The organism is Pseudomonas sp. (genome assembly GCF_036404235.1).
GTDB lineage: Bacteria > Pseudomonadota > Gammaproteobacteria > Pseudomonadales > Pseudomonadaceae > Aquipseudomonas.
In genome coordinates this window covers 1-24,988 of record NZ_DASWOT010000094.1, presented here as the reverse complement: position 1 = coordinate 24,988, position 24,988 = coordinate 1, and the positions used below count along the sequence as shown (strand labels likewise).

21 protein-coding genes and 1 pseudogene are annotated in these 24,988 nt (G+C 57.9%); 10 read left to right on the top strand and 12 right to left on the bottom strand.

What is annotated here, in order from left to right:
- Positions 1-104 precede the first annotated feature (104 nt).
- From VGC62_RS11880 to VGC62_RS11870, 3 genes are all read right to left on the bottom strand, one after another.
- Entirely contained in the window at positions 105-1,241 is a 1,137-nt protein-coding gene (locus VGC62_RS11880) for an OpgC domain-containing protein (protein WP_331187280.1), read from the bottom strand.
- A gap of 178 nt (positions 1,242-1,419) precedes the next feature.
- Entirely contained in the window at positions 1,420-3,033 is a 1,614-nt protein-coding gene (locus VGC62_RS11875) for an FMN-binding glutamate synthase family protein (protein WP_331187279.1), read from the bottom strand.
- Between the two features lie 529 nt (positions 3,034-3,562).
- Positions 3,563-3,931: a hypothetical protein gene (locus VGC62_RS11870; RefSeq protein ID WP_331187278.1), complete on the bottom strand. Its 369-nt coding sequence runs from the start codon at positions 3,929-3,931 to the stop codon at positions 3,563-3,565.
- A 203-nt stretch (positions 3,932-4,134) separates the two neighbouring features.
- Here VGC62_RS11870 and VGC62_RS11865 point away from each other — a divergent pair, with 203 nt between their 5' ends.
- From VGC62_RS11865 to VGC62_RS11855, 3 genes are all read left to right on the top strand, one after another.
- Entirely contained in the window at positions 4,135-4,416 is a 282-nt protein-coding gene (locus tag VGC62_RS11865) for a type B 50S ribosomal protein L31 (RefSeq protein ID WP_331187277.1), read from the top strand.
- 200 nt (positions 4,417-4,616) lie between these two features.
- Positions 4,617-5,708 carry a D-alanine--D-alanine ligase gene (gene ddlA / locus VGC62_RS11860; protein ID WP_331187276.1) on the top strand — a complete coding sequence of 364 codons (1,092 nt, stop codon included), beginning with the start codon at positions 4,617-4,619 and terminating at the stop codon, positions 5,706-5,708.
- Positions 5,705-6,106 (top strand): NUDIX domain-containing protein, encoded by a 402-nt coding sequence (locus tag VGC62_RS11855; protein ID WP_331187275.1) that lies wholly within the window; start codon positions 5,705-5,707, stop codon positions 6,104-6,106. The genes ddlA and VGC62_RS11855 overlap by 4 nt, the downstream gene beginning before the upstream one ends.
- A 52-nt stretch (positions 6,107-6,158) precedes the next feature.
- On the opposite strand, the gene metR is transcribed toward VGC62_RS11855, so the two are convergent.
- Positions 6,159-7,076: a transcriptional regulator MetR gene (gene metR / locus VGC62_RS11850; protein ID WP_331187274.1), complete on the bottom strand. Its 918-nt coding sequence runs from the start codon at positions 7,074-7,076 to the stop codon at positions 6,159-6,161.
- 107 nt (positions 7,077-7,183) lie between these two features.
- On the opposite strand from metR, the gene metE reads away from it, so the two are divergent.
- The 7 genes from metE (at position 7,184) to VGC62_RS11815 (ending at position 15,892) form a co-directional block, all read left to right on the top strand.
- Complete coding sequence (gene metE, locus VGC62_RS11845) at positions 7,184-9,505, top strand: 5-methyltetrahydropteroyltriglutamate--homocysteine S-methyltransferase (RefSeq protein WP_331187273.1); 2,322 nt, start codon at positions 7,184-7,186, stop codon at positions 9,503-9,505.
- Between the two features lie 172 nt (positions 9,506-9,677).
- Positions 9,678-10,670 carry an alpha/beta hydrolase gene (locus VGC62_RS11840; protein WP_331187272.1) on the top strand — a complete coding sequence of 331 codons (993 nt, stop codon included), beginning with the start codon at positions 9,678-9,680 and terminating at the stop codon, positions 10,668-10,670.
- Positions 10,671-10,780: 110 nt separating this feature from the next.
- On the top strand, positions 10,781-11,449 hold the full coding sequence (locus tag VGC62_RS11835; protein ID WP_331187271.1) for a DsbA family oxidoreductase: 669 nt from the start codon (positions 10,781-10,783) through the stop codon (positions 11,447-11,449).
- Positions 11,450-11,640: 191 nt separating this feature from the next.
- A complete protein-coding gene (locus tag VGC62_RS11830) occupies positions 11,641-12,354 on the top strand; it encodes a GntR family transcriptional regulator (RefSeq protein ID WP_331187270.1) in 714 nt (237 codons plus the stop codon).
- The gene (locus VGC62_RS11825) at positions 12,351-13,367 is read left to right on the top strand and encodes an ADP-ribosylglycohydrolase family protein (protein ID WP_331187269.1); all 1,017 of its coding nucleotides are present in this window, start codon (positions 12,351-12,353) and stop codon (positions 13,365-13,367) included. The genes VGC62_RS11830 and VGC62_RS11825 overlap by 4 nt, the downstream gene beginning before the upstream one ends.
- Before the next feature lie 133 nt (positions 13,368-13,500).
- Positions 13,501-14,970 carry a purine-cytosine permease family protein gene (locus tag VGC62_RS11820; protein ID WP_331187268.1) on the top strand — a complete coding sequence of 490 codons (1,470 nt, stop codon included), beginning with the start codon at positions 13,501-13,503 and terminating at the stop codon, positions 14,968-14,970.
- Positions 14,960-15,892 (top strand): PfkB family carbohydrate kinase, encoded by a 933-nt coding sequence (locus tag VGC62_RS11815; protein ID WP_331187267.1) that lies wholly within the window; start codon positions 14,960-14,962, stop codon positions 15,890-15,892. Before VGC62_RS11820 ends, VGC62_RS11815 begins: the two co-directional genes overlap by 11 nt.
- Before the next feature lie 67 nt (positions 15,893-15,959).
- Here the strand turns inward: VGC62_RS11815 and VGC62_RS11810 are convergent, their stop codons facing one another.
- The 8 genes and pseudogenes from VGC62_RS11810 to VGC62_RS11775 all read right to left on the bottom strand — a co-directional run.
- A complete protein-coding gene (locus VGC62_RS11810) occupies positions 15,960-17,285 on the bottom strand; it encodes a sigma-54 dependent transcriptional regulator (protein ID WP_331187266.1) in 1,326 nt (441 codons plus the stop codon).
- Positions 17,286-17,400: 115 nt separating this feature from the next.
- Positions 17,401-19,293, bottom strand: coding sequence for a sensor histidine kinase (locus VGC62_RS11805; protein ID WP_331187265.1), 1,893 nt, complete (start codon positions 19,291-19,293; stop codon positions 17,401-17,403).
- A gap of 92 nt (positions 19,294-19,385) precedes the next feature.
- Positions 19,386-20,120 (bottom strand): amino acid ABC transporter ATP-binding protein, encoded by a 735-nt coding sequence (locus VGC62_RS11800; protein WP_331187264.1) that lies wholly within the window; start codon positions 20,118-20,120, stop codon positions 19,386-19,388.
- On the bottom strand, positions 20,117-20,785 hold the full coding sequence (locus VGC62_RS11795; protein ID WP_331187263.1) for an ABC transporter permease subunit: 669 nt from the start codon (positions 20,783-20,785) through the stop codon (positions 20,117-20,119). The genes VGC62_RS11800 and VGC62_RS11795 overlap by 4 nt, the downstream gene beginning before the upstream one ends.
- The gene (locus VGC62_RS11790; protein ID WP_331187262.1) at positions 20,782-21,528 is read right to left on the bottom strand and encodes an amino acid ABC transporter permease; all 747 of its coding nucleotides are present in this window, start codon (positions 21,526-21,528) and stop codon (positions 20,782-20,784) included. The genes VGC62_RS11795 and VGC62_RS11790 overlap by 4 nt, the downstream gene beginning before the upstream one ends.
- Before the next feature lie 114 nt (positions 21,529-21,642).
- Positions 21,643-22,557: a glutamate/aspartate ABC transporter substrate-binding protein gene (locus VGC62_RS11785; protein ID WP_331187261.1), complete on the bottom strand. Its 915-nt coding sequence runs from the start codon at positions 22,555-22,557 to the stop codon at positions 21,643-21,645.
- Between the two features lie 366 nt (positions 22,558-22,923).
- Positions 22,924-24,462: a glycerol-3-phosphate dehydrogenase gene (gene glpD / locus VGC62_RS11780; protein WP_331187260.1), complete on the bottom strand. Its 1,539-nt coding sequence runs from the start codon at positions 24,460-24,462 to the stop codon at positions 22,924-22,926.
- A gap of 446 nt (positions 24,463-24,908) precedes the next feature.
- Positions 24,909-24,988 (bottom strand): annotated as a pseudogene (locus VGC62_RS11775) (DeoR family transcriptional regulator); the annotation flags it as partial.

Below are 24,988 nucleotides of genomic sequence, written 5' to 3'. Positions count from 1 at the left end.
TCAGGTATTTCCGATGCGCAGCAGGCAGGCCGTGCATTCACCGCATCTTTGTTGCCTGAACTATCGCGAGTTCATTCATGAGATGGGTCATCAGGTTCTCAGCATCAAACCCGCATCGCTTGCACCGGCGTCCCCAGCCGTTTGTTCAGCTCAAGCCCATTGGCCATCAACAGCATCAGCGCCAGACCCAGCAGGGCGGTAATCACGCGCATTTGCCAGATGTCGCCAGCCAGCGCGTTGGCCATGTCGGCGAGCGGCGCAAGGAGAACGCCCAGACAGAACACTTCCAGGGAGTAGCGGCCCATGCGGCAGGTTTGCTGCACGGGCCAGTTGTCGAGCCAGGCGCAGGAGGCAGGAAGCAGTTTGGTGACGACGTAGACCAGAGCGACGAAGTGCAGCAGGCGCAGTGGCGATAGGTCGGTTTTACTGATGGGGTAGATCAGTTCGGTGAGGACCTTGGGCAGCAGTGCGTCGTGAACCTCAGGGAATTTCGACAGGTAAGTGATGACGCCAGCGAAAAGCAGATACAACAGCGAAATCACGAACGTTGGCTGAAGCCAAAGTGGTCGTATTTCACGCAGGACCACAGGCGCGCGTTGTGAATACATCGCACAGGCGCCGCCAAGGATGAAAACCAGTTGCCACGCCACCGGGTTGAAGTACCAGACGCCGCCACCTTCATAAGCCGACAGGTTCCAGCCCAGCAGCGGGACCATCATGTACAGCGCGATGGACAAGCCAATGGCCACCTCAGCCTTGCGCAGCATGATCGGCAGGATCAACGGCAGCGCCAGCATCAGCAAAACATAGAGTGGCAGCGGGTCGGTGAGGTTGGGTTTGAAGCGCAGCAGCAGTTCATCGGCGAGTGCCTGTTGCGGGTTGCCGACGAAGTACTCAAGGCCCATTTCGCGCACCATGTCGCGAGTTTCGACGTGATTGTTGGCGACGAAAACGATGCCCATCAACAGTGTCAGCAAGAAGATGTGTACGACATAAAGCACCCACGTTCGACGCAGGATGCGCACGCAGGCGACCACCAATCCGTCGCGTTGGGCAATACGGCCGTAGGCTAGCACGGCCGCATAACCTGCGAGAAATACAAACACTTCCGCCGCATCGCTGAAGCCGAAGTTGCGCAGGGTCAACTGAGCGAAGGGGTTGTCCGGCACGTGATCCCAAAAAATGAAGATCAGCGCCAAACCTCGAAAGAAGTCGACTCGATGGTCGCGTCCGTTCGTCATGACGGTGGGCTCTTGAAGTCAGTTTGATAAGGATAGGCTAGAGACGGCCATCGTTGCGCGCCGCCAACGGGGCTGATCGGCGGCGCAGGTTGGCGGGTTTACCCTATGAAAGCAAAGGATGGGTATTACAGAATGTAAGCAGGAGCCTTTGTCCAACAATCCGATCTATCGATTTGCTTTACACCACCTCATTGGGTTCAAAACTGTCGGCCCGCGCCATGCGCCACATCCTCGAATAGAAGCTGTCATCGATCACACCGTTCAGCAATTGGCCTGGTTGAAGGAAGACATGGGACTGCGAGAACAGTTTGATTTCGGTGGCGGACATGCGTCGCACCAGGTGTTTGGCTTCCAGTTGCGAGGGCGAATCCAGACCGGCCGCAGCCAGCATCTCGGCCAAGGCCTTCAATGTATTGCGGTGGAAGTTGAACACCCGTTCTGCCTTGTCTGAAACCACCAGTGCGCGTTGGCGCAGAGGGTCCTGGGTGGCGACGCCGGTCGGGCACTTGTTGGTGTGGCACGACTGAGACTGAATGCAGCCGATGGCGAACATGAAGCCACGCGCTGAGTTGGCCCAGTCGGCGCCAATGGACAGCACACTGGCAATGTCGAATGCGCTGACGATCTTGCCGCTGGCGCCCAACTTGATTTTGTCCCGCAGGTTCACGCCCACCAGCGTGTTGTGTACGAACAGCAGGCCCTCGCGCATGGGTGTGCCCATGTGGTCGGTGAACTCCACGGGGGCCGCGCCGGTGCCGCCTTCGGTGCCATCGACGACAATGAAGTCGGGCAGGATTCCGGTTTCCAACATGGCTTTGGCGATGCCCATGAGTTCCCACGGATGCCCCAGACAGAACTTGAAGCCCACGGGCTTACCGCCAGACAACTCACGCAGTTGCGCGACGAAATGCATCATTTCCAGTGGCGTGGAAAACGCGCTGTGACGCGACGGTGAAACGCAATCCTCGCCCATCGGTACGCCACGGGTATCGGCGATTTCCTGGGTGACCTTGTCTTTGGGCAAGATGCCGCCATGGCCGGGTTTGGCGCCTTGGCTCAACTTGATTTCGATCATCCGGATTTGCGGGGATTGCGCCTGTTTGGCAAAGCGTTCGGGGTCGAAGCGCCCGTCTGCGGCGCGGCAGCCGAAGTACCCGCTGCCCAGCTCCCATGTCAGGTCACCACCATTCTCCCGGTGATAGGGGCTGATACTGCCCTCGCCGGTGTCATGTGCGAAGTTGCCCAGCTTCGCGCCGCGGTTGAGCGCGCGGATGGCGTTGGCGCTCAGAGAGCCAAAACTCATGGCCGAAATGTTGAAGATCGACGCCGAATACGGCTGTGTGCATTGCGGACCGCCAACAGTGACGCGGAACAAGTTGGGGTCCGCCAATGGCGCCGGGCGCATGGAGTGGCTGATATATTCGAAACCGGTTTGGTAGACGTCAATCAGTGTGCCGAACGGTCTGTCTGCGGACTCGTTCTTGGCCCGTGAATACACCAGCGAACGCTGGGCGCGGGAAAAGGGCAGGGCGTCGCTGTCGGACTCCATCAAGTACTGGCGGATTTCCGGGCGGATGGCTTCGAAGGCATATCGGATGTTGCCGATGACCGGGTAATTGCGCCTTATCGAATGCGGCAATTGCAGCAGGTCGAAAACTCCGATCAGGCTGAGGATTGCGGTGGTCAGGGTGAACGGCCAAAGCCATTCGTGGTACAGAAACGGAAGGCTCACAAGGGTGAACAACACGCAGCCAACAAAGACGGCGTAACGGCTGAGAAGGGACAGACTCATACGTAATCCTGGGGTCAATACACGGTTAATGACAGATCAGCATTGGCGCTGTGCCGCGCCTTTTTCCCTCGACAGCAGGTAAGAATTTTCCTCGCCTCAAGTGCTTTGCGCCTGAAGGCATATTGACAGCGGTTCGGATGATGATCGGCATCGAGCGGGTGGTTGAACTGGATTTCGTCGTCCACCACTGCCCTTATAGGGTTACTACCGCTGTGTAAATATCCCGTAACACTTGCCGGTGCGCATACTGCCCGCAGAGCCCGCGATCAGGCCAGCACTTTGTGCCCGATCAGCCGTCATCTGATAAAGAGAACCATGAGGGTCGCCAGTGACTCGTGTCTGTTGTGTGCGCTGGGATGTGGTGCAGTGCCGTCAAGAAAGGTTCTTTGGCAGTCGGATTGGGCGTTATGGCTACCCGATAGGCCGCATTGTGTGGTGCGCCTTGGTGGCAGGTTGGCAGGCGTTATATCGAACGGGGCCGCGCATCGACTGCGCGGCCCTTCATTTGGTGCCGTGGGCGATAGTCGCCTCAGATATCGGTCCTGACGTATGGCTTGCGCTCTACTGTTCGCTCGACCATTTGGTGAATCTCCTTCGCGCCTTCGATGCTGCACGAGCGCAGGCTTTGGATCAGCACACGCTCGATTGGCGCAAGTGCAGTAAAACCCCAATCGCAGGCCTGGCGCATGAACGCGTCACGGCCATCGACTGCCAGGGCATCGTCGACAACCTTGTCGAGCGCGGCACGCACTGTTGTTGCGTAGTTTTTAAGCATGTTTGGGTCGCTCGCCGCATCGGCCCGTTCAATGTAACTGTCGAGCAGGCGTAGCGAGTTCTGGGCATGTAGCAGGTGTTCATGGCCTTCGAGGGTCAGTTCGTAGCGATCGATCATCAACATGGCAAAAACCTCCTTGGTAGATTTTCAGTCCATTCCTGACAGGAAATCAGGGGTGGGCGGCATTACAGCGGCGCGAACCTTAGCCTCAGGCGCATGCTCGGGAAAAGGCTAAAGTTGTAACGGTAACAAAAACGGTTTGAATTGAACTTCTGGGTATTGTTACTGTATAACGTATTGCATGATTATCTGAATCTGGAGACACCATGAAACCCGATATCCATCCCGATTACCGTCAGGTGCTGTTCCACGACACCGCAGCCGATGTCTTTTTCCTCATTGGCTCGACCGTCGACACCGACCGCACGCAGAAGCACACCGATGGCAACACGTACCCTTACGTTGCTCTCGATGTCTCCAGCGCCTCGCATCCGATGTACACAGGTCAGCAGCGCAAAACCACTACCGAAGGCCGTATTGCTGGCTTCAATAAGCGCTTCGCGACCTTTGGTTCAGGTGGAAAAAAAGATTCCCCTACCGCTCAATGACATCTGTCGGACCCGCGCTCTGAACGATCTCGCAAGATCGATCAGCGCGCGTTTTTTTGGCCTGTCTTTTTTATCGACGACTTGTACTGACAGTTTTGACTGATGCGCGTACTGCATTTCGTCAAACAACTGTTCATGGAACTGGACGAACGCCGAAAATTGCTTTTAGCTCTGCGGCCTGAAATCCAGGAGTTTGTATTTTGAAAAAGTCAGTCGCTATCGTCTTCGGTGGGCAATCTTCCGAGCATGAAGTGTCGTTGCAGTCGGCACGCAACGTGATCAACGCGATTGATCGCAACAGTTACTCTGTCACTCTGATTGGGGTCGACAAACAAGGCCGCTGGCTGCGTTTTGACGAGCGCGATTATCTGCAGAACGCCACCGATCCTTCGAAGATCAAACTCAGCGAATCCGGACGATTGCTGTCGTTGCTGCCTGGCAGCCAAGGGCCACAATTCGTTGAAGCCGAGACGGGCCTTCAATTGCCGCGCATCGAGGTGGTGTTCCCGCTGATCCACGGCAACCTGGGCGAAGATGGCTCGCTGCAAGGGTTGCTGCGGTTGATGGACATTCCCTGCGTTGGGCCGGATGTATTGAGTTCTGCCGCGTGCATGGACAAGGACGTGACCAAACGCCTGTTGCGCGACGCGGGCATTGCCGTGGCGCCTTTTGTGGTGTTGCAGCGCGGCGAATCGGTCGACTTTCTCAGTGTTTCGGCGCAACTGGGCCTGCCGATGTTCGTCAAACCGGCGGCCCAGGGTTCGTCTGTCGGCGTGAGTAAGGTCACTGATGAAGCAAGCTACGCCAAGGCACTGAAACTGGCATTCGACTACGACCACAAAGTGCTCATTGAGCAAGCAATGGTTGGGCGCGAAGTGGAATGCGCAGTGCTGGGCAATCGTCAACCACAGGTCAGCGTGTGTGGCGAGGTGATCGCCAATGATGAGTTTTACGCCTACGACACCAAGTATTTGAATGGTGGTCAGGCGCGGATCGCGATCCCTGCCGAGCTGCCGCAGGATCTTGGCGACGACGTTCGTGCCATAGCGTTGCAGGCTTATCAGGCATTGGGTTGCGCGGGGCTGGCTCGAGTTGATTTCTTTGTCACCGAGGCTCGGGAGATCATCATCAACGAGATCAATACATTGCCCGGTTTTACCTCCATCAGCATGTATCCAAAGTTGTGGCAGGCAAGTGGTCTGACGTACCCGGAACTGATCGATCGCTTGATCGTGTTGGCGCTTGAACGCGCTGAAGAATCGCGTGCATTGAAACACGAGGCTTTTGCATGACGGTCATTCGGATTGCCGCTGCCTTGTTGATTGGCGCTGATGGTCGAACCTTGCTGGTGCGTAAGCGCGGGACCCGGGCGTTTATGCAACCGGGCGGCAAGATCGAGGCCGGTGAGCTGCCAGCGCTGGCGTTGGCTCGTGAGTTAAGAGAGGAACTCGGTTTGGTAGTCGAGCCCGGCAAGGCGCAGTTCCTCGGTGAGTTTTTGGCCATTGCAGCTAACGAGCCGGGTTTTGAGGTCAACTGCCAACTGTTCAGGCTCGATGTGGATCAAGCGGTCGAGCCTGCGGCCGAAATCGAGGAAATCGTCTGGGTCGACGCAGGAAATGTCGACTACTTGCACCTGGCGCCGCTGACCCGGGATTCGATCTTGCCGCTTTATCGAAGCCTCATCGGCTGAAGCCGAACTCAAGTATTTCGACGAACGAAAAACCCTAGGCAGATCACTCTGCCTACTTCACCGCGCTCACCCCATCGAGCGTCGAGAACGATGTGTCCTTGGCGGTCAGCAAGAAATCGCGCATGTATGGGGCGTCGAGCATATCGGCGCGGATCGCCGCATAGAGTGTGGCGAATAGCCCTTTTTCACCCAACCGCTTGGCTTTCACATACCCGCGTGAGCTGTATTCATGCAACGCCCAATGCGGCATCCCGCATACACCGCGGCCACTGGCGACAAGCTGCATCATCATGACGGTCAGCTCCGAGGTACGCACCTGCGCAGGCTCGACATCAGCGGGTTCTAGAAAGCGCGTGAAGATGTCCAGCCGATCACGCTCCACGGGGTAGGTGATCAACGTTTCTGTCGCCAGGTCCTGCGGCACGATGTAAGGCTTGCTCGCCAGTGCATGCTGGTTGGCCACCGCCAGCATCGCCTCGTAGGTGAACAGCGGCACATACGTGATACCGGCCAATTCCAGTGGGTCAGAAGTCACCACCAGGTCGAGATCGCCACGAGCAAGAGCCGGCAAGGGCGCGAAGGCGAAACCGGACGCCAGGTCCAGCTCCACTTCCGGCCAGGCATCACGAAACTGGTCGATGGTCGGCATCAACCACTGGAAGCAGCTGTGGCACTCGATTGCCATATGCAGACGCCCGGCCACGCCGCCCGCCAGCCTGGAAATATCGCGTTCCGCCGCGCGCAATTGCGGCAGCATTAAATCCGCCAGTTGCAGCAGGCGAAGTCCGGCGCTGGTGAAGCGCACCGGCTTGGTTTTGCGCACGAACAATGGCATGCCCATGCGCTCTTCCAGTTCTTTGAACTGGTGGGACAGCGCCGACTGCGTCAGATGCAGCCGGTCGGCAGCGTCCACCAGGCTGTCGGCTTCACGTAGGGCATTTAGGGTCTTGAGGTGGCGTATTTCCAGCACCGCTGTGCTCCATGAGTAAAACTTGTGATCAACGAGAAAACAATGAGTTTGTCTCATGTTGTGGTGGGTGTCGACAATAGCGCCATCTTTTGAACGGAGAATCTCTCATGGCCCTGGCCCATACCCTTGGATTTCCACGTATCGGCGCGGATCGCGAACTGAAAAAAGCACTGGAAACGTACTGGAAAGGCGATCTGGATCAGGACGGCCTGCGTTCGGTCGGCTGCACGTTGCGCGCCGCGCATTGGCAACTGCAGAAGGACGCGGGCATTGATCTATTGCCGGTGGGCGATTTTGCCTGGTACGACCAAGTGCTGACCCATTCCCTAACGTTCGGCGTGATACCGGAACGCTTCACCGGGACCCAAAACACACGCGGCTTGCCGACGCTAGACACCTTGTTCGCAATGGCCCGTGGCGCCACGGACAGCTGTTGCGGCGGCGCCCATGCCGAGCATGGCAAGACGCAGTATGCGCAAGAGCTGACCAAGTGGTTCGATACCAACTACCACTATCTGGTCCCTGAATTCACCGAAGATCAGCGCTTCAAACTGAGCTGGGAACAGCTGTTCGAAGAGGTCGACGAAGCCATCGCCCTAGGGCATAAGGTCAAGCCAGTGCTGATCGGCCCGCTGACTTACCTGTGGCTTGGCAAGGCTAAGGGCGACAGTTTCGACAAGCTTGATCTGCTGGAGCGTCTGCTGCCGGTCTATGGCGAAATACTGGGCCGTCTGGCGGGGCAGGGCGTGGAATGGGTGCAGATCGATGAGCCCATTCTCAGCCTGGACCTGCCACAGGAGTGGAAAAACGCCTTCGAACGCGCCTATCACAGCCTGCAATATTCGCCGCTGAAAAAACTTATCGCCACCTACTTTGGCGGGCTGGAAGACAACCTCGGGCTGGCGGTTTCACTACCCGTCGACGGCCTGCACGTCGATCTGGTGCGGGCGCCGGAACAATTGGCCGCCGTGCTTGACCGGCTTCCGAGTTACAAGGTGCTGTCGTTGGGCGTGGTCAACGGGCGTAACGTCTGGCGTTGTGATCTAGAGCACGCGCTGGGCTTGTTGAAAGAGGCCCAGGTGCGATTCGCCGATAACCTGTGGGTGGCCAGTTCCTGCTCGCTGTTGCACAGCCCGGTCAACCTGCAACGCGAAGACCAACTGGATGCAGAGCTTAAAAGCTGGCTGGCGTTTGCGGTGCAAAAGTGCGAAGAAATCGCCGTGCTCAGCGCCGCATTGAATGATCCACAGGCGCCTGCGGTACAGGCCGCGTTGGCCGAAAGCCGTGCCGTGCAGCTCAGCCGTCAACAGTCGCCGCGCATTCACAAGCCTGCCGTTCAGGCGCGTTTGGCCTCGATCACTGCGGCTGACAGCCTGCGTCACTCGCCGTTTGCCCAGCGTATTGAGGCGCAGCGCACGCGTCTCAATCTTCCGACGTTTCCGACCACAACCATTGGCTCATTTCCACAGACCGCATCGATTCGGTTGGCCAGGCAGGCGTGGAAGCAAGGCAAGTTGTCGGCTAATGATTACAACGACGCGATGCGTGCGGAAATCCGCCATGCCGTGGAGACTCAGGAGCGCTTGGGGCTGGATGTGCTGGTGCATGGCGAAGCCGAACGTAATGACATGGTCGAGTACTTCGCTGAACAGCTCGACGGCTACGTGTTCAGCCGCTTTGGTTGGGTGCAGAGCTACGGTTCGCGTTGCGTGAAACCTGCGGTGATTTTCGGTGATTTGAGTCGTCCGACGGCCATGACCGTAGAGTGGATTCGCTATGCACAAAGCCTGACCGATCACGTCATGAAGGGCATGCTTACCGGCCCGGTCACGATGCTGATGTGGTCGTTCCCGCGTGAGGATGTGTCGCGCAAAGTGCAGGCGCAGCAACTGGCGCTGGCGCTTCGCGACGAAGTGGTGGATCTGGAAAAGGCCGGGATCAAGATCGTACAGATCGACGAAGCCGCGTTCCGCGAAGGCTTGCCGCTGCGTCGGGCACAGTGGCAGGCGTATCTGGACTGGTCGGTGGAAGTTTTCCGGTTGTGCGCATCCGGTGTGCGCGATGAAACCCAGATCCACACGCACATGTGTTACAGCGAATTCAATGACGTAATCGAGGCTATCGCGGCGATGGATGCCGACGTCATCACCATCGAGACCTCGCGTTCGGACATGGAGCTGTTGCAGGCATTTGAAGCGTTTCACTACCCGAATGATATCGGTCCGGGCGTCTATGACATCCACTCGCCGCGTGTGCCGGACACCGCAGAAATGGTCGAGTTGATGACCAAAGCGGTGAAACATATTCCGGCCGAGCGTTTGTGGGTCAACCCCGATTGCGGGCTCAAGACCCGCGCCTGGCCGGAGACGGAAGCGGCGTTGGTGAACATGGTGGCGGCGGCTCGGCAGTTGCGCAGCGAGTTGGCATAACCCCTACCAGGGGACAGATTGATTTTTCAAAAAACGCGAAAAATAAGATCAGTCCCCTACCGTCACGACCACTGAGCCGCCTTCATCAAATTGTCACGCAACTGTGGCAGCGCGCTTTGCAGAACTTCATCAGACTCGCCGCCTCCTGAGGTTCTGCGTTTCGGTGTTTTTCATGCGTGTTCTACTTTTTCTGGCTGCCTTGCTCTGCGGCCTACCGTCTTTTGCGGCGTCGCGGTGCGATGTCAACGTTGCCACGCAAGTGGCCGAACTCGACGAGGTGCATCTGGCTTACCAGAGCATCGGTCGCGAGTCGGACCCTGCGCTGCTGCTGGTCATGGGCCTGGGCGGACAGTTGATCCACTGGCCCGATGAAGTGGTTGTCGCGTTGTGTCAGCAGGGTTTTCGCGTCATTCGCTACGACAACCGCGACGTGGGGCTGTCGACGTGGGTGCAGGCGCCGGCTTCGGCCAATCTCACGTATGAAGTGCTGCGCTATAAGATCGGTTTGCCGGTCTCGGCGCCGTATTCGTTGACCGACATGGCTCAGGATGCGCTGGGTTTAATGAGTGCGTTGCACGTGCAGCAATTTCATGTGTTGGGCGCCAGCATGGGCGGCATGATTGCTCAGCATCTGGCGGACATGGCGCCCAAACGGGTGGAAAGCCTGACGCTGATCATGACCAGTTCCGGTGCGCCGGGCTTGCCAATGCCAAACCCGGCGTTGCTGCAATTGCTGGCACGGCGTGGCGCGCCTGATCGTCAAACGGCATTGGAGCAGCAGGCCGATTTACTCGCGGCTTTGGGCAGCCCACAAGTCAAGGATGACCGGCAGGCACTCCTGCAACAAGCCGCTATTGCCTACGACCGGGCGTTCAACCCTGAAGGGGTAAAACGGCAGATTCTGGCGATTCTGGCTGAGCCCAGCCGCGTCGAACTGCTCAACCGCCTACGTGTGCCGACGCTGGTTGTGCATGGCACGGCAGACCCTTTGCTACCTGTGATGCATGGCATTCACGTGGCCGCGCACATTCAGGGTAGCCAACTGAAACTAATCCCCGGATTGGCTCACCGTTTTCAGGAGGCATTCAAGGCGCCGTTGCTGGGGGCGGTGCTGCCTTATTTGCGTGAGCATCGTGAAGATCCGTCCCATGTGGCACAACTCTGATCGCTCCAACGGGCTTCGCTCAGCGTCAAAATCAGTCTGCCGGGCAGGGTCCTAAACGGTGGCGCATTGGCGTATCGTGCGAAGTTTCCCCTCTACGAGTGAGGCATTTGATGAGCACTCCCCTGAAAATTGACTTCATCTCCGACGTCTCCTGCCCTTGGTGTGTCATCGGTCTGCGGGCGCTGGATCAGGCGTTGGAATATCTGGGTGACGACGTCGACGCTCAAATACATTTCCAGCCCTTCGAACTCAACCCGAACATGCCGCCCGAAGGCCAGGACCTCAACGAACATATCTTTCAGAAATACGGCTCGACTCCAGAGCAATCCAGGGCCAACCGTGAACAAATTCGTGAGCGTGGCGCCGAGTTGGGCTTTGTGTTCAAGGAAGGTGATCGCCGTATCTACAACACGTTCGACGCCCATCGCCTGCTGCATTGGGCTGAGCTGGAGGGCAAGCAGCACGCGCTGAAAGACGCACTGTTCGCGGCTTATTTCAGCCAGCATGCCGACCCATCCAGCCATCGAGTGCTGGCGGACACTGCGCAAAAAGTCGGGCTGGATCGGACGCGCGCCGAGGCAATTCTGGCGTCGGATGAATACGCCAACGAGGTGCGTGAGCTTGAACAACTGTGGGTGCAGCGGGGCGTGAGTTCAGTGCCGACCATCGTATTTAATGACCAATACGCGGTCTCGGGTGGGCAGCCTGTGGACGTGTTTGTGGGTGCCATTCGTCAGGTGCTTGATGAGCAAGCGAAACTGGTACATCCCGCCCGCTAACCCATCGGCCAAACCGCTGCTTTCGCGTACAAGCCCTGTTCCACAGGTGTTTCACCGATCCTGTGGGGCGACCTTGTGCGCAAATGGGGTTATCTGAGCCGCTCTTTTAAACACAGGTCTACGGGTTTTCTTTCCCCCAGACAGCAAAAAGCCCTTGCTGCGCAGACCCGCTTTCAGTTATCAATTTGTACATGATTAGACATGTTCGATTTGATAAGAAAAAACGCGTGGTCGACGAGCTCGCCCGACGCATCGAGTCCGGTGAGATAGAGTCTGGTGATCTGTTACCGGGCGAACATCTGCTGGCGCAGGAGTTCGACGTCAGCCGCGGTACGCTGCGTGAAGCGCTTTCTGAACTCAAGCGGCGCAATTACATCGCTACTCAGTCGGGTGTCGGTTCGATTGTCACCTACGACGGTATTTCGCTGGATCAGCGTAGCGGCTGGGCGCAGGCCTTGGCCGACACCGGCGCGAAGATCGATACCGAGATCCTGCGGCTGGTGCATGTCGAGCGCCCGGATATGGAAAGCCGTTTTGGCACGCGCCACTTTATCGCGCTGGATCGCCGACGTCGCGCTGCCAATGGCAGCATCGTGTCGCTTGAACGCGCGTTGATTCCAGCCAGCGATGGCTTGGAGAGTGTGCCGAAAATGGGCTTGATCGACGACTCGCTGACCATCACTCTCGCAGCCCACGGCTTTGTGGGTGATCGTGGTGATCAATGGATCTGCGCCGAGCCATTGACCGCCGACGATGCCGTTTTGATGATGCGCGAGCCCGGCAGTGTTTTTCTCAAAGCGTTACGCACCACCTATGATCGTCGAGGGCGTTTCATGGAGCATGTGGAGAGTCTTCTGGACCCCGTGCATTTTCGTCTGTACCTGGCGTTTGGAACGTCCTCATGACTGGCCTTATCGACATTCGCGACCGCGCCTTGGGTGCGTTTTACGGCTTGGCGCTGGGCGACGCGTTGGGGATGCCCACGCAGTCGTTGAGCCGCGAGCAGATCAAGCAGCGTTTTGATCGCATTACCACACTGACCGCCGCCGACGCCGATCAGCCGATTGCGCCGAACCTGGCCGCAGGTTCCATCACTGACGATACCGAGCAGGCCATGCTGGTCGCGGAACTGCTGGTGGCTGGAGGCGGGCGGATCGATCCTTCTGATCTGGCACAAAGCCTGATCGACTGGGAAGTCGTCATGCAGGCCAAAGGTTCGCAAGACTTGCTTGGCCCGTCGACCAAGCGCGCTATTGAAATGATTCTAGCGGGCCATACCCCTGAAGAAGCAGGACGCTTCGGCACCACCAATGGTGCGGCCATGCGCATCACGCCCGTGGGCATTGCTGCTGACGTGCGTGATCGGCAGCAATTTGTCGAGGCAGTGGTCCAGGCCTGTCAAGTCACTCACAACACCACGCTGGGTATTTCCAGTGCGGCCGCGGTGGCGGCTGTCGTCTCGGCCGGTCTCAACGGTGATGAGTTGCAGGATGCTTTACAGCTTGGCGTCGAGATTGCGCAGCAAGCGGAAAAATATGGCCATTGGGTTGCCGGTGGACGTATCGCCGCCCGCGTTCAGTGGGCGCAAAAGCTGTGTGCCAATTGCGATAACCAGCAATTGCCGACGCTGATCTACGACGTCATCGGCACCTCCGTGGCCTCGCAGGAGTCCGTGGTGGCAGCTTTTGCGTTGGCGCATCAGGTCGCGACAGGCCGGCTTTCGGCCTTCGACGCGCTGTGCATGGCGGCAAGCCTGGGCGGCGACACTGACACCATCGCCGCGATTCTTGGCGCAATGCTCGGTGCATGCCAGGGTTTGAGTGCCTGGCCTGCGCAAATGATCGAGCAGATCAAGACTGTCAACGATCTGGAGCTGTATTCGCTGGTCGAGCATTTGTTGTCCCTGCGTGCGATCTGAAAGGCCGCAAGGCGCCCTGTAGAACATCTAACAAGACAGGACTTTTCGCAGCCTGAAAAGCCTCATGTGACAAGGATGTCGTTTGGATTGCGTACTGCCCACAACCAGAATAAACGGCAACCGGAGCATTTCCATGACTTCATCCAAGTCCACTCAAGGCGCAGGGCAACTTGAAACACGCGGTATCGAACCGGTGCCGGAAGGCGAGTGCAACGGCCATCCGTTGCAATTGTTCTGGGTCTGGTTTGCGGCCAACATCAGCATTCTTGGACTGCCGCTGGGTGCGACGCTGGTCGCTTTCCGGGGCTTATCCATGGGGCAGGCTGTCATTGTCGCCATTCTTGGCGCGGCGGGTTCGTTTGCCGTGGTGGGTGTGATTTCCATCGCCGGTCGTCGCGGTCGAGCGCCGAGCCTTACGCTTTCCCGCGCCATCTTCGGCGTGCGTGGCAACATCGGCCCTACCATCGTTTCGCTGATGTCGCGGCTGGGTTGGGAAACCGTCAATACCACAACGGCCGCTTTCGTGCTGCTGTCGCTGTGTTCGATCCTGTTTGGTACGCCTGTGGCAGCGAAGAGCGCGCCAGGGCTGACCTTGGTGTTCATCGCAATCTTCGTGTTGCTGACCCTGTCCGTTTCCGGCCTTGGCCATGCCACGCTGCTGGTCATTCAGAAATGGGCAACTTACCTCTTCGGTGCACTGAACATCATCGTCGGTGGCTTTCTCATCGCTCATATCGACTGGACGGCGGTGTTCGATGCCACGCCCGCGCCGCTGAGCGCGATGATCATCGGCGTCGGCACCATGGCCGCCGGTACAGGTATCGGCTGGGCCAACGCTGGGGCGGACATGTCGCGCTATCAGCATCGCAGTGTGAAAGCATCGGGGTTGGTGGCGTCGGCTGCGTTTGGGGCTGGCATTCCGCTGGTGCTGCTGATCACGCTTGGCGGATTGTTGTCGGTGGGCAATGACCACTTGGCGTCGGCCACTGACCCGATCATTGCGATTCGCGAACTGCTGCCAACCTGGATGGCGGTGCCATACCTGATTACGGCGTTTGGTGGCCTGCTGCTGTCAAACAACCTGTCGGTGTATTCGGCCGGTTTGACCACCCTGACCCTGGGCCTGAAGATCAAACGCGTCCATGCGGTGATTGTCGACATCGTCGCGATCTTCGCCGGTTCTATCTACTTCATGCTGATCGCCGACAGTTTCTACGGCCCGTTCATTACCTTCATTTCGATGCTGGCGGTACCCATCACGGCGTGGGTCGGGATCTTTATCGTCGACTTGATTCATCGTCATTACTACTCGCCCACAGACTTGATGGACGTCTCGGCCAAGAGCGCTTATTGGTATCGCGGTGGGGTGGAATGGCGTGCGCTGGGTGCCTGGGCTTTGGCAATCGTTCTCGGTTTTAGCTTCACAACCGTCGCCACAACCCCGGAAAACGTGTTGTTCAAGGGCTTCCTGGCCGACTCTTGGTTCGGCCACAACGGCTTGGGCTGGATCGTGACCTTTGTGGTTGCCGGTGGCTTGTACGCCATTGTTGGTGGTTCCCGCGACCGTCGTGTCGTAACAAACGAGGCCGTTCATGCCCGCTAGATTGCTGTATACCGGCCAGGTCGTGGTTGATTTGGTCATGGCCCTTGAGGCATTGCCTCGTTCGGGGGGCGATGTGCTTGCCAGTTCGGCGACGTTCGAAACGGGCGGTGGCTTTAATGTGATGGCCGCCGCGCGTCGTCACGGGATGCAAACGGTGTATCTGGGGCGTCATGGCAATGGTCGATTCGGTGATCTGGCGCGTCAGTCGATGGCCGCCGAGGGCATCGAAATCGCCACGCCGGTCTCGCACGACCAGGACACCGGCTTGTCGGTGGCGTTGATCGAACCGTCGGCCGAGCGCTCGTTCATTTCTTACGTGGGCGCGGAGGGTGGCTTATCGGCGCAAGACCTGAACCGCGTCACGGTGCGGCCCGAGGACTACGTATTTGTCAGCGGCTACAGCCTGTTGCACAAAGACAAGGTGGCGAGCTTGCTGGCGTGGCTATTGCGCTTGCCGCAGGGCGCAGGCGTGGCGTTCGATCCCGGCCCGCTGGTGAAGTCTGCGGACAGTCCGCAGATGGATGCAGTATTGCCGCTGATCACGCTATGGACTAGCAACTGCGAAGAGGCGTTGCGTTTTACTCAATGCGAAGCGATTGCTGACGCGCTTGAGCGGTTGAGTGACTTGCTGACGGACAGCGCGTTGATCGTGGTGCGCGATGGGGCGCAAGGTTGTTGGGTTCGGCAGGGCACGCGTACACGGCATGTGCGCGGTTTTCCGGTCGAGGCGATCGACACCAATGGTGCGGGCGATGCCCATGCCGGTGTGTTGTTGGCGAACATGGCGGCGGGCTATTCAACAGAACAAGCAGCATTGCGCGCCAACGCAGCCGCCGCCATTGCCGTGACGCGTTGGGGGCCAGCGACCTCACCGACCCCGCAAGAGGTAGACAACCTCATCGCTGCACACGCTGAGCTGTAGGCGTCCCCCAGGGTTTACAGTTATGTCTTGCCAACACGTTGGCTTCTACCAGAGGCGGTTGTGCGCATCACCCCAACCCGTATTTTTTTACTTTGTCGAACAACGTGGTCTTGGCCAGGCCAAGTTCCTGGCTGGCCTGGCTCAGATTCCCGCCACTACGCTGTAGCGCTTCGCTAAGCAGATTCTTTTCGAACGCTTCCACTGCTTCGGAAAACCCCAGGCTCTGGCTTTCCGCCGTCGAGCCGCTCTTCTTGAATGCTGGCAACCCAAGGGCGTAACGCTCGGCCACGTTACGCAGCTCGCGCACGTTGCCCGGCCAATCGTGGCTCATCAACGCCGCCATCGTCTGCGGGTCGAGTGGCAGTGGCTCGCGATCAAAACGTAAGGACGACAACTGCAAAAAGTGCTCGAACAATTGCAGGATGTCTTCGCGACGTTCGCGCAGCGGCGGTAACTCCAGGGTCACCACGTTCAGCCGGTAATACAAGTCGCTGCGGAACTGACTGGCTTTGCTCAGCTCGCCCAGGTCCGCTTTGGTCGCGGCGATCACCCGGCAATCCACCGCTACGCTCTGGTTCGAACCGAGCCGTTCCAGCGTGCGTTCCTGCAACACTCGCAGCAGTTTGATTTGCAGGTTGATCGGCATGCTTTCGACTTCATCGAGGAACAGCGTGCCGTTGTGCGCATGTTCGATCTTGCCGATACGCCGTTTGCCCGCGCCGGTGAACGCATTGGCCTCGTGGCCGAAAATCTCGCTTTCGAACAGGTTCTCCGGTAGCCCACCGCAGTTCAGGGCGACAAACTGCTGTGAGTGCCGACGGCTGAAATCGTGCAGGCAACGGGCGACCAATTCCTTGCCGGTGCCGGTTTCGCCTTCGATCAGCACGTTGGCCGACGTATCAGCGACATTAACGATCAACGCACGCAGGTTTTGCATGGCGGGGGAGCGCCCGATGATCTTGCCTTCCAGCGAATCGCGCTCGGCGAGTTGCTTGCGCAACGACCAGACTTCACGGGCCAGCCCGCGTTGTTCAAGCGCGCGCCGCGCCACTTCCACCAGACGCTCGGGGGAGAAGGGTTTTTCCATGAAATCGTAAGCACCATCGCGCATGGCGTTGACAGCCATCGACACGTCGCCGTGCCCGGTGATCAACACCACCGGCAAGCTGCGGTCGCGCGCTTTGAGCTGAGTCAGCAGTTGCAGACCATCGATCCCTGGTAGGCGGATGTCACTGACGACGATGCCCGCGAAGTTATCCCCCACCCGCGCCAGTGCCTCTTCTGCACTGGCGACGCCTTCGCTGTGAATGTCTTCCAGCGCCAGTGCCTGCTGGCAACCGAGCAGGACGTGGGGATCGTCTTCGACGATGAGAACGGTCAGGTCAGTGTTCATGTGCGATTCCATATCGGCAATGTTGACGTTTTCGCGAGGCGGCTGGGCTGATGAATCGCAATGCCTGCCTCGCCAACACGTTGGCTCCTACAGAAAACAGGGCGACCAGACGATTTCATGCGGTTGGCCCAACCAGCGGCAAACTCAACACAAACACCGTTCCACCCTCGGGCGGGTCTTCAGCATTCAGGGTCCCGCCGGCAGCGGCAGCAAGGCTGGCCGACAGGGTCAAACCCAGCCCCAGACCTTGTTCACCGGGTTTGGTGGTGAAAAACGGTTCGAACAAATGTTTGCGCGCTTGGGCGTCGATGCCATGTCCGTTGTCCCGTACGCGCAATCGATAGCGCCCCTCTACGACTTCACCTTCAAGCCACAGTTCGGGTAATGGTTGCGCTTGCATGGCATCCAGCGCATTACCGATCAGGTTGACCAGAATCTGTTCCAGGCGGGTTTGATCGATCATCAGTGCAACGTCAGCAAAATCCTGATGCAACGCCAGCGCGCTCTTTTCCAGGCGCGCGGCGAGCAATTGCAGCGCCGCGTCTACGGCCTTGCCCAACGATGCTTGCCCTTTGTCTTCGCCGCGACGGGCAAAGGCCCGCAGGCTGGCAGTGATGCGGCCCATGCGGTCGACCAGATCGTTGATCGTGCGCAGATTATTGCTGGCGGTGTCCAGCGCTCCGCGTTCGATGAAGCGCACAGTGTTGCCTGACAACGTGCGCAACGCCGCCAGCGGTTGGTTGAGTTCGTGGGCGATGCTGGTCGACATCTGGCCGATGGCCGCCAGTTTTCCGGCCTGCACCAGTTCATCCTGTGCCTGACGCAACGTGTCCTCGGCTTGCCTGCGTTCGCGGATCTGCCCCTTGAGCCGTTCGTTGCTGGCACGCAGGTCAGCGGTGCGTTCGGTAATCCGACGCTCCAGTTCGTTGTTGACTTGTTCCAGTGCTTCGCGGGCGGCCAGGCGGGTCGAAATAACCTTGCGCCGCTCATTCCAGGCGATCAGCAAAAACGCCACCAGCGCGCAGGCCACGGCCACGAGCATGCCTTGATTAGCGGCTTCGCGACGCAGGTCTTCCAGTGGCGTGAGTAATGTCAGGTGCCACGGTGTGTCAGCCAGGCTTCGAGTTTGGGCCAGATAACTGACCACGGTGTGATTGTGATCGACACTGCTGTTGGCCGGGAACGTGAGTTTCTCCACGCCTTCGGAGATCGACTCACGCTCCAATGGCACCAGCTCGTTCAGTGGCCACCAGTAATATTGCAGGCTACGCGCCAGGCGCTCTTTGATTTCCGGGGTTAGGGCGCGCACTGATTTCAAGCGCCGGGACGGGTCGCTGGACAAGATGATGATGCCGTTCTCATCGCTGACGAAGGCTTCCAGGCGTGCCCGTTGCCAGCGTTCTTCAAGGGCTTCGAGGCGGACTTTGATCACCGCGATGCCGATGATCTTGCCTTTTTCTTCCAGCCCGTGTGCCAGGTAATAACCGGGCTCGCCGGTGGTGGTGCCAATCCCATAGAAGCGACCGGGTAAACCGCGAATGGCATCCTGATAATAGGCGCGGAACGACAGGTCCTCGCCCAGATAACTGTCGGCATCGCGCCAGTTGCTGGTGGCCAATACCCGGCCTGTAGTGTCGAGTACATAGATGGCGCGGCTGCGGCTGCGGCGATTGAGACCCTCCAGGTAATCGTTGACCTTGCCGCGCAATTCGGGCGACGGATCGTTCAGCAGATCCGAGACATTGGATTCAAGCTCAAGCACGCTGGGCAGGTAGTTGTACTTGTTGATCTCGCTTTCGACGGTGCGCGCGTGCAGCTCAAGTTGACGCTCGCCGTTCTCGCTCAGCGCCTTGATGCTGTTGGCTTCGCTGAATAAATAACTGACGTAACCCAGCCCGATCATCAGCACAATGATCAGCGGTGGTAGAAACAGGTGGCGTATCAGACGGGGTTGTTTCACGGCGAGTGATGGCGGTGCGTCGCGATAGAGAGGGGGGTCGCATTTCATCACAGTCGTCCTGGACCGACCAGCCGCGTGTTTGCTGGATATCGCAAAACGCACGGCCGGAAGGTTTTGTGCCCTTGTGGGGCGTTCAACGCTTAGTGCTGCAGGATCTTGGCAAGGAATTGCTGGGCACGTTCGGAGCGCGCGCTGACATCACCGAAGAACTCTTCCTTGGCGCAGTCTTCGACGATCTGCCCCTGGTCCATGAAGATCACCCGGTTAGCCACTTTGCGTGCGAAGCCCATTTCATGGGTCACGCACATCATGGTCATGCCTTCTTGGGCCAGTTGCACCATCACATCCAGCACTTCGTTGACCATTTCCGGGTCCAGCGCCGAGGTCGGTTCGTCGAACAGCATCACCACCGGGTCCATCGCCAATGCGCGGGCGATTGCCACACGCTGCTGCTGACCACCGGAAAGTTGGCCGGGATGCTTGTTGGCATGAGCAGAAAGACCAACGCGTTCCAGCAGGGCCAGGCCTTTTTTGGTGGCGTCTTGCTTGCTGCGGCCCAAGACCTTGATCTGCGCGATGGTCAGGTTTTCGACGATGGTCAGGTGCGGGAACAGCTCGAAATGCTGGAACACCATGCCCACCCGCGAACGCAGCTTTGGCAGATTGGTTTTCGGGTCGGCAATTGAAGTACCGTCGACCACGATGTCGCCTTTCTGGAATGGCTCCAGCGCATTGACGCACTTGATCAGGGTCGATTTGCCCGAGCCGGACGGACCGCAAACCACCACCACTTCGCCCTTGGCGACGTCGGTGCTGCAATTGGTCAGTACCTGAAAGTCCCCATACCACTTGTTGATATTTTTGATGGAAATCATACGGCAAACCTTTTCTGCAGAAGCTTCACCAGGCGCGAGGCAGCGAAGCTGATGATGAAGTAGACCAGACCGGCGAAGATCAGGAATTCATTGGAGCGGCCAATGATGTCGCCGCTCGAGCGCGAGGCATTGAGGAAGTCGACCAGGCCCACGGTGTAGACCAGCGAGGTGTCCTGAAACAGGATGATGCTCTGCTGCAACAACAGCGGGGTCATCTTGCGAAATGCCTGAGGCAGGATGATCAGGCGCATCATCTGGCCGTAGGTCATGCCCAGCGCTTGCGCGGCACCCATCTGACCGCGCGATATCGACTGCACGCCAGCACGAACGATTTCGCAGAAATACGCGGCTTCGAACATCATGAAGGCCACGACGCAGGAGGTGAATGCGCCAATTGGCGTGTCTTCGCCGGTGATCCAGCGCAGCACGAACGGCACTGCCAGGTAGAACCAGGTAATGACCAGCAGCAGCGGGATCGAACGGAAATAGTTCACGTACGCGCCAGCGATGTTTGCCATCCACTTGCTCGACGACAGGCGCATCAACGCCAGCAGGGTGCCAAGAATGACGCCACCGACGATGCCCATGACCATCAGTTGCAGGGTCATGATCATGCCGTTCCACATGCCGGGAATAGCAGGAATGATTCCGGAGAAGTCCATCATTTACCTCCCACGGAAATCAGGCCCGGCACCGCGACTTTCTTCTCGATCAGGCGCATGAGCAACATCAGGCTCATGTTCAAGGTGAAGTAAATCAGTGTGGCCAGGGTGAAGGCTTCAAACAGGTTGGCGGAAAATTCGGCGGTCTGTTTCGTCTGGGCCAGCAACTCCATCAAGCCGATCAGCGAGGCCACGGACGAGTTCTTGAACACGTTGAGGAATTCGGAGGTGAGCGGTGGAATGATGATCCGGTACGCCTGCGGCAACAGCACGTTCCAATAGATTTGTGGCAGTTTGAAGCCCATGGCGCGGGCTGCCGATTCCTGGCCTGGCGGCAATGCCTGAATGCCGGTGCGCACCTGTTCGCAAACACGCGCGGCAGTGAACAGGCCCAGGCAAACGACCACGCTCAGAAATGCCGAGGTGGTTGGATTGAGGTCTTGCTTGTACCACTCTTGCAGGTTTTCGGGCAGCAGGTCCGGCACCAGGAAGTACCAGATAAACAACTGCACCAACAGCGGTACATTCCGGAAGATTTCGACGTAAACCGCAGCTATCGTAGACAGCAAACGGTTAGGCACCGTGCGCATGACCCCGAGCACCGAGCCCAAGGTTAACGCGATGATCCAGGCGGCGACGGCAATCGCGATGGTCCAGCCCAGGCCGGTGATGTACCAGTCCAGATAGGTTTCGCTGCCAACACCTGTGGACTTGAAGAACACGCCCCAGTCCCAGTTGTAATTCATCAGGGTCTCCCCTCTGATCGATTGTTATGCACGCTTCGCTTTGCAGCGAGTTCCGGGCAAGCCGATGCTTTCCCGGGAACAGGCTTTTTTACGGTTCAGGCGTGTGAGCGGTACTTAGGCGCTCTTGTCCGGTGCCGGCTTGTCGTTCGGATTGGCGATCAGGTTTTTCAACTCTTCGCTCATCGGGAAGTTCAGGTTCAGGCCTTTTGGTGGGATCGGCTGGGTGAACCACTTGTTGTAGATCGTGTTGATTTCGCCAGACTTGAAGGTGGCAACGATGGCGTCATCAACGGCTTTCTTGAAGGGTTCGTCGCCCTTACGGACCATGCAGCCATAGATTTCGTAAGACTGTGGCGTGCCAGTAACGGCCCAGTCAGTTGGCTTCTTGGCTTTGGCCATTTCGCCGGCCAGCAGGGCATCGTCCATCATGAAGGCAACAGCACGACCCGATTCCAGCATCTGGAACGACTCGCCGTGGTCTTTTGCAGAAATCACGTTCATGCCCATTTGCTTGTCGGCGTTCATGGACTTGAGAAGGCGTTCAGACGTAGTGCCAGCGGTGGTGACGACGTTCTTGCCTTTCAGATCGCCGAAGTCCTTGTAGGCCGAATCGGTTTTGGACAGCAGACGTGTACCGATTTCGAAGATGCCAATGGAGAAATCGACTTGCTGTGCGCGTTCGGCGTTGTTGGTGGTGGAGCCACATTCAACATCGACGGTGCCGTTCTGCACCAGCGGGATACGGGTCTGTGAGGTGACCAGGTTGTACTTGACCTTCAGGTCTGGGATATCCAGGTCTTTTTTGATCGCTTCGACGATTTTCAGTTGAATATCGTGGGAGTAGCCGACCGGAACGCCAGAAGCGTCAGCGATGTAGGAAAACGGAATAGACGAGTCGCGATGACCGAGGGTAATAGTGCCCGACTCTTTGATTTTCTTCAGCGTGCCGGTGAGTTCAGCGGCGACAACCGGGGTGCTGATCAGAGCGACAGCAATTGCTGCGCTCAGGAAATGGGGAACGATGCGCATCAATGAATCCTCGACTTTGTTTTTTTTATGGGGCCGATGTTGAAAGGCCCGCTTGTTTAAGAACGCTTCAACGGTGGCCCAATTCAGACGCACGTTATGGTCGAAGCAATCGTAAATAAGTGTAGAGCATGACTCATGCCAAACACTTGTCATGATCTAACCTGTTGATATAAAAAGACTTTAAGTTTTTATATGGAGGAGAAGACAAGCGCGGCGTCCGGGATTCCGAACTAATGCGGTAGCGGTGTTCGGAAACCCGAATGCGGGCACAGAAGCTTGTAGGAGCCAACGGGTTGGCGAGGCGGTGTAGACATTGATACAGGCACACCGCCTTGCCAATAAATTCGCGCCTGCAGGATTTTTTGATCAAGCGGCTTCTATAGCGCCTTTATTGCGAGCGACCTTATCGAGATACGTCTGCACGTTCTGCTGTTCTTGCGCCGTGGTGAACAGGCCGAGCTTGGTTCGGCGCCACAGAATATCTTCAGCTTGTGTGGCCCATTCTTCGCTGCAAAGGTAATCAACCTCGCGCGAATACAACCCGCCACCTAAATGCTCACCCATGTCGCTAAGGTCTTGCACGCCTTCGACAATCCGCCCACTGCGGCTTCCGTAGGTGATCGCCCAGCGTTGGGCGATTTCGACGGGCAACCAGGCGCAACGCTGCTGCAATTGGGTGACCAGCGCCGCAGGTGTGGTCATGTTTTCAGCGCCTGGGAGGCTGCTCTTGGCTGTCCACTCCGGTTTCATTTGAGTGAAGAACGGCGCCAATTGCTGCATGGCTGATTCAGCCAGCTTGCGGTAGGTGGTCAGTTTGCCGCCGAACACAGAGAGGATCGGGGCTTCTCCCGCGTTGCCCGAAAGCGATAGCGTGTAGTCACGGGTAATGGCTGACGGATTGTCCGATTCGTCGTTGCACAGTGGTCGAACACCCGAATACGTGCGGATGATGTCGTCGCGGCTGATCTGCTTTTTGAAGTGCTCGTTGACGATTTTCAGCAGGTAATCGGTTTCGCCTTCGGTGATCGCGACTTTGTTCGGATCGCCGGTGTACTCGCGGTCGGTGGTGCCAATGATGGTGAAGTGTTCCAGATACGGAATCGTGAACACGATGCGCTGGTCTTCGTTCTGCAAAATGAACGCATTTTCGCCTTCATACAGCTTAGGCACGATCAAATGGCTGCCTTGAATCAGGCGGATGCCGTATTGCGACTCCAGCTTCAGGTCTTCACGAATGAACCTGGCAACCCACGGGCCGGCCGCATTGACCAACGCTTTGGCACGAATCGAAAACAAGCTGCCGTCGGTGCGCTCCATGTGCAAGTGCCACAGGCCTTTGCTGCGGCGAGCATTCAAACAGCGGGTTTGGGTGTGGATGTGCGCGCCGTTTTCGCGAGCCGCCATGGCGTTCAATACCACCAGGCGGGCGTCGTCGACCCAGCAATCGGAGTATTCGAAACCGCGCGTGATTGTGGATTTGAGCGGGCTGTTGGCGCCGAAACGCAGGCTTTTCGACGCGGGCAGTTTTTCACGCTTGCCCAGGTGGTCATAAAGGAACAGACCGGCGCGGATCATCCACGCTGGGCGCAGGTGCGGGCGGTGTGGCAAGACAAAACGCAGTGGTTTGACAATATGCGGTGCTTTTCCCAGCAGCACTTCACGTTCGGCGAGGGCTTCGCGTACCAGGCGGAACTCATAGTGTTCGAGGTAGCGCAGGCCGCCGTGGATCAGCTTGCTACTGGCTGACGATGTATGGCTGGCCAGATCGTCCTTTTCACACAAGAAAACCGAGAGCCCGCGCCCGGAAGCATCTGCCGCAATCCCGACACCATTAATGCCACCGCCAATGACCGCGATGTCGTACACCTCAGAGAGTGGGGGCATTGGCTGTGTGGAATGGGGCATTTGGGCCTCTCCTGTCTTCAAATCTTGGATTCGAACAATGATCGAAAAATGGCGAATTCGAACATATATGTTCATTTTCGAAAATGGTAGCGTAAAGAGAACGGACTATCCACTCAGTATTGATTGAAAATACTGATCAAGAAGAAAAGAAAGGAACAATTGTGAACATGCGCGCATGTAGTGATTAAAGGAGCGTTGGCCGAATCGACTTCTGTAGGCGATCCCCCGTTGTCCAGATTCCGCGCTTGAAGTGCGCCCCAAATGTTGGAGCAGGGCTTGTCCCGCGACCGGCGGGGAACTCGTCGTAAACCTGCGCACACGGTGTGGCAGGCAGACCGCGCGCACCGGGTTTACTGCCGCTGCGCGCCAGGTCGCGGTACAAGCCGCGCTCCTACCGTGTGTTCTGGCCCTGACCCGACATGCAGAAGCCGGGCTTGCCCTCGGGTCTACACCACTTCCAATCGAATTTTGTTCTGTGTCAGCAACTGTGCCAGCGCGGGCACCGGTGCCTGGTCGGTCACCAAAC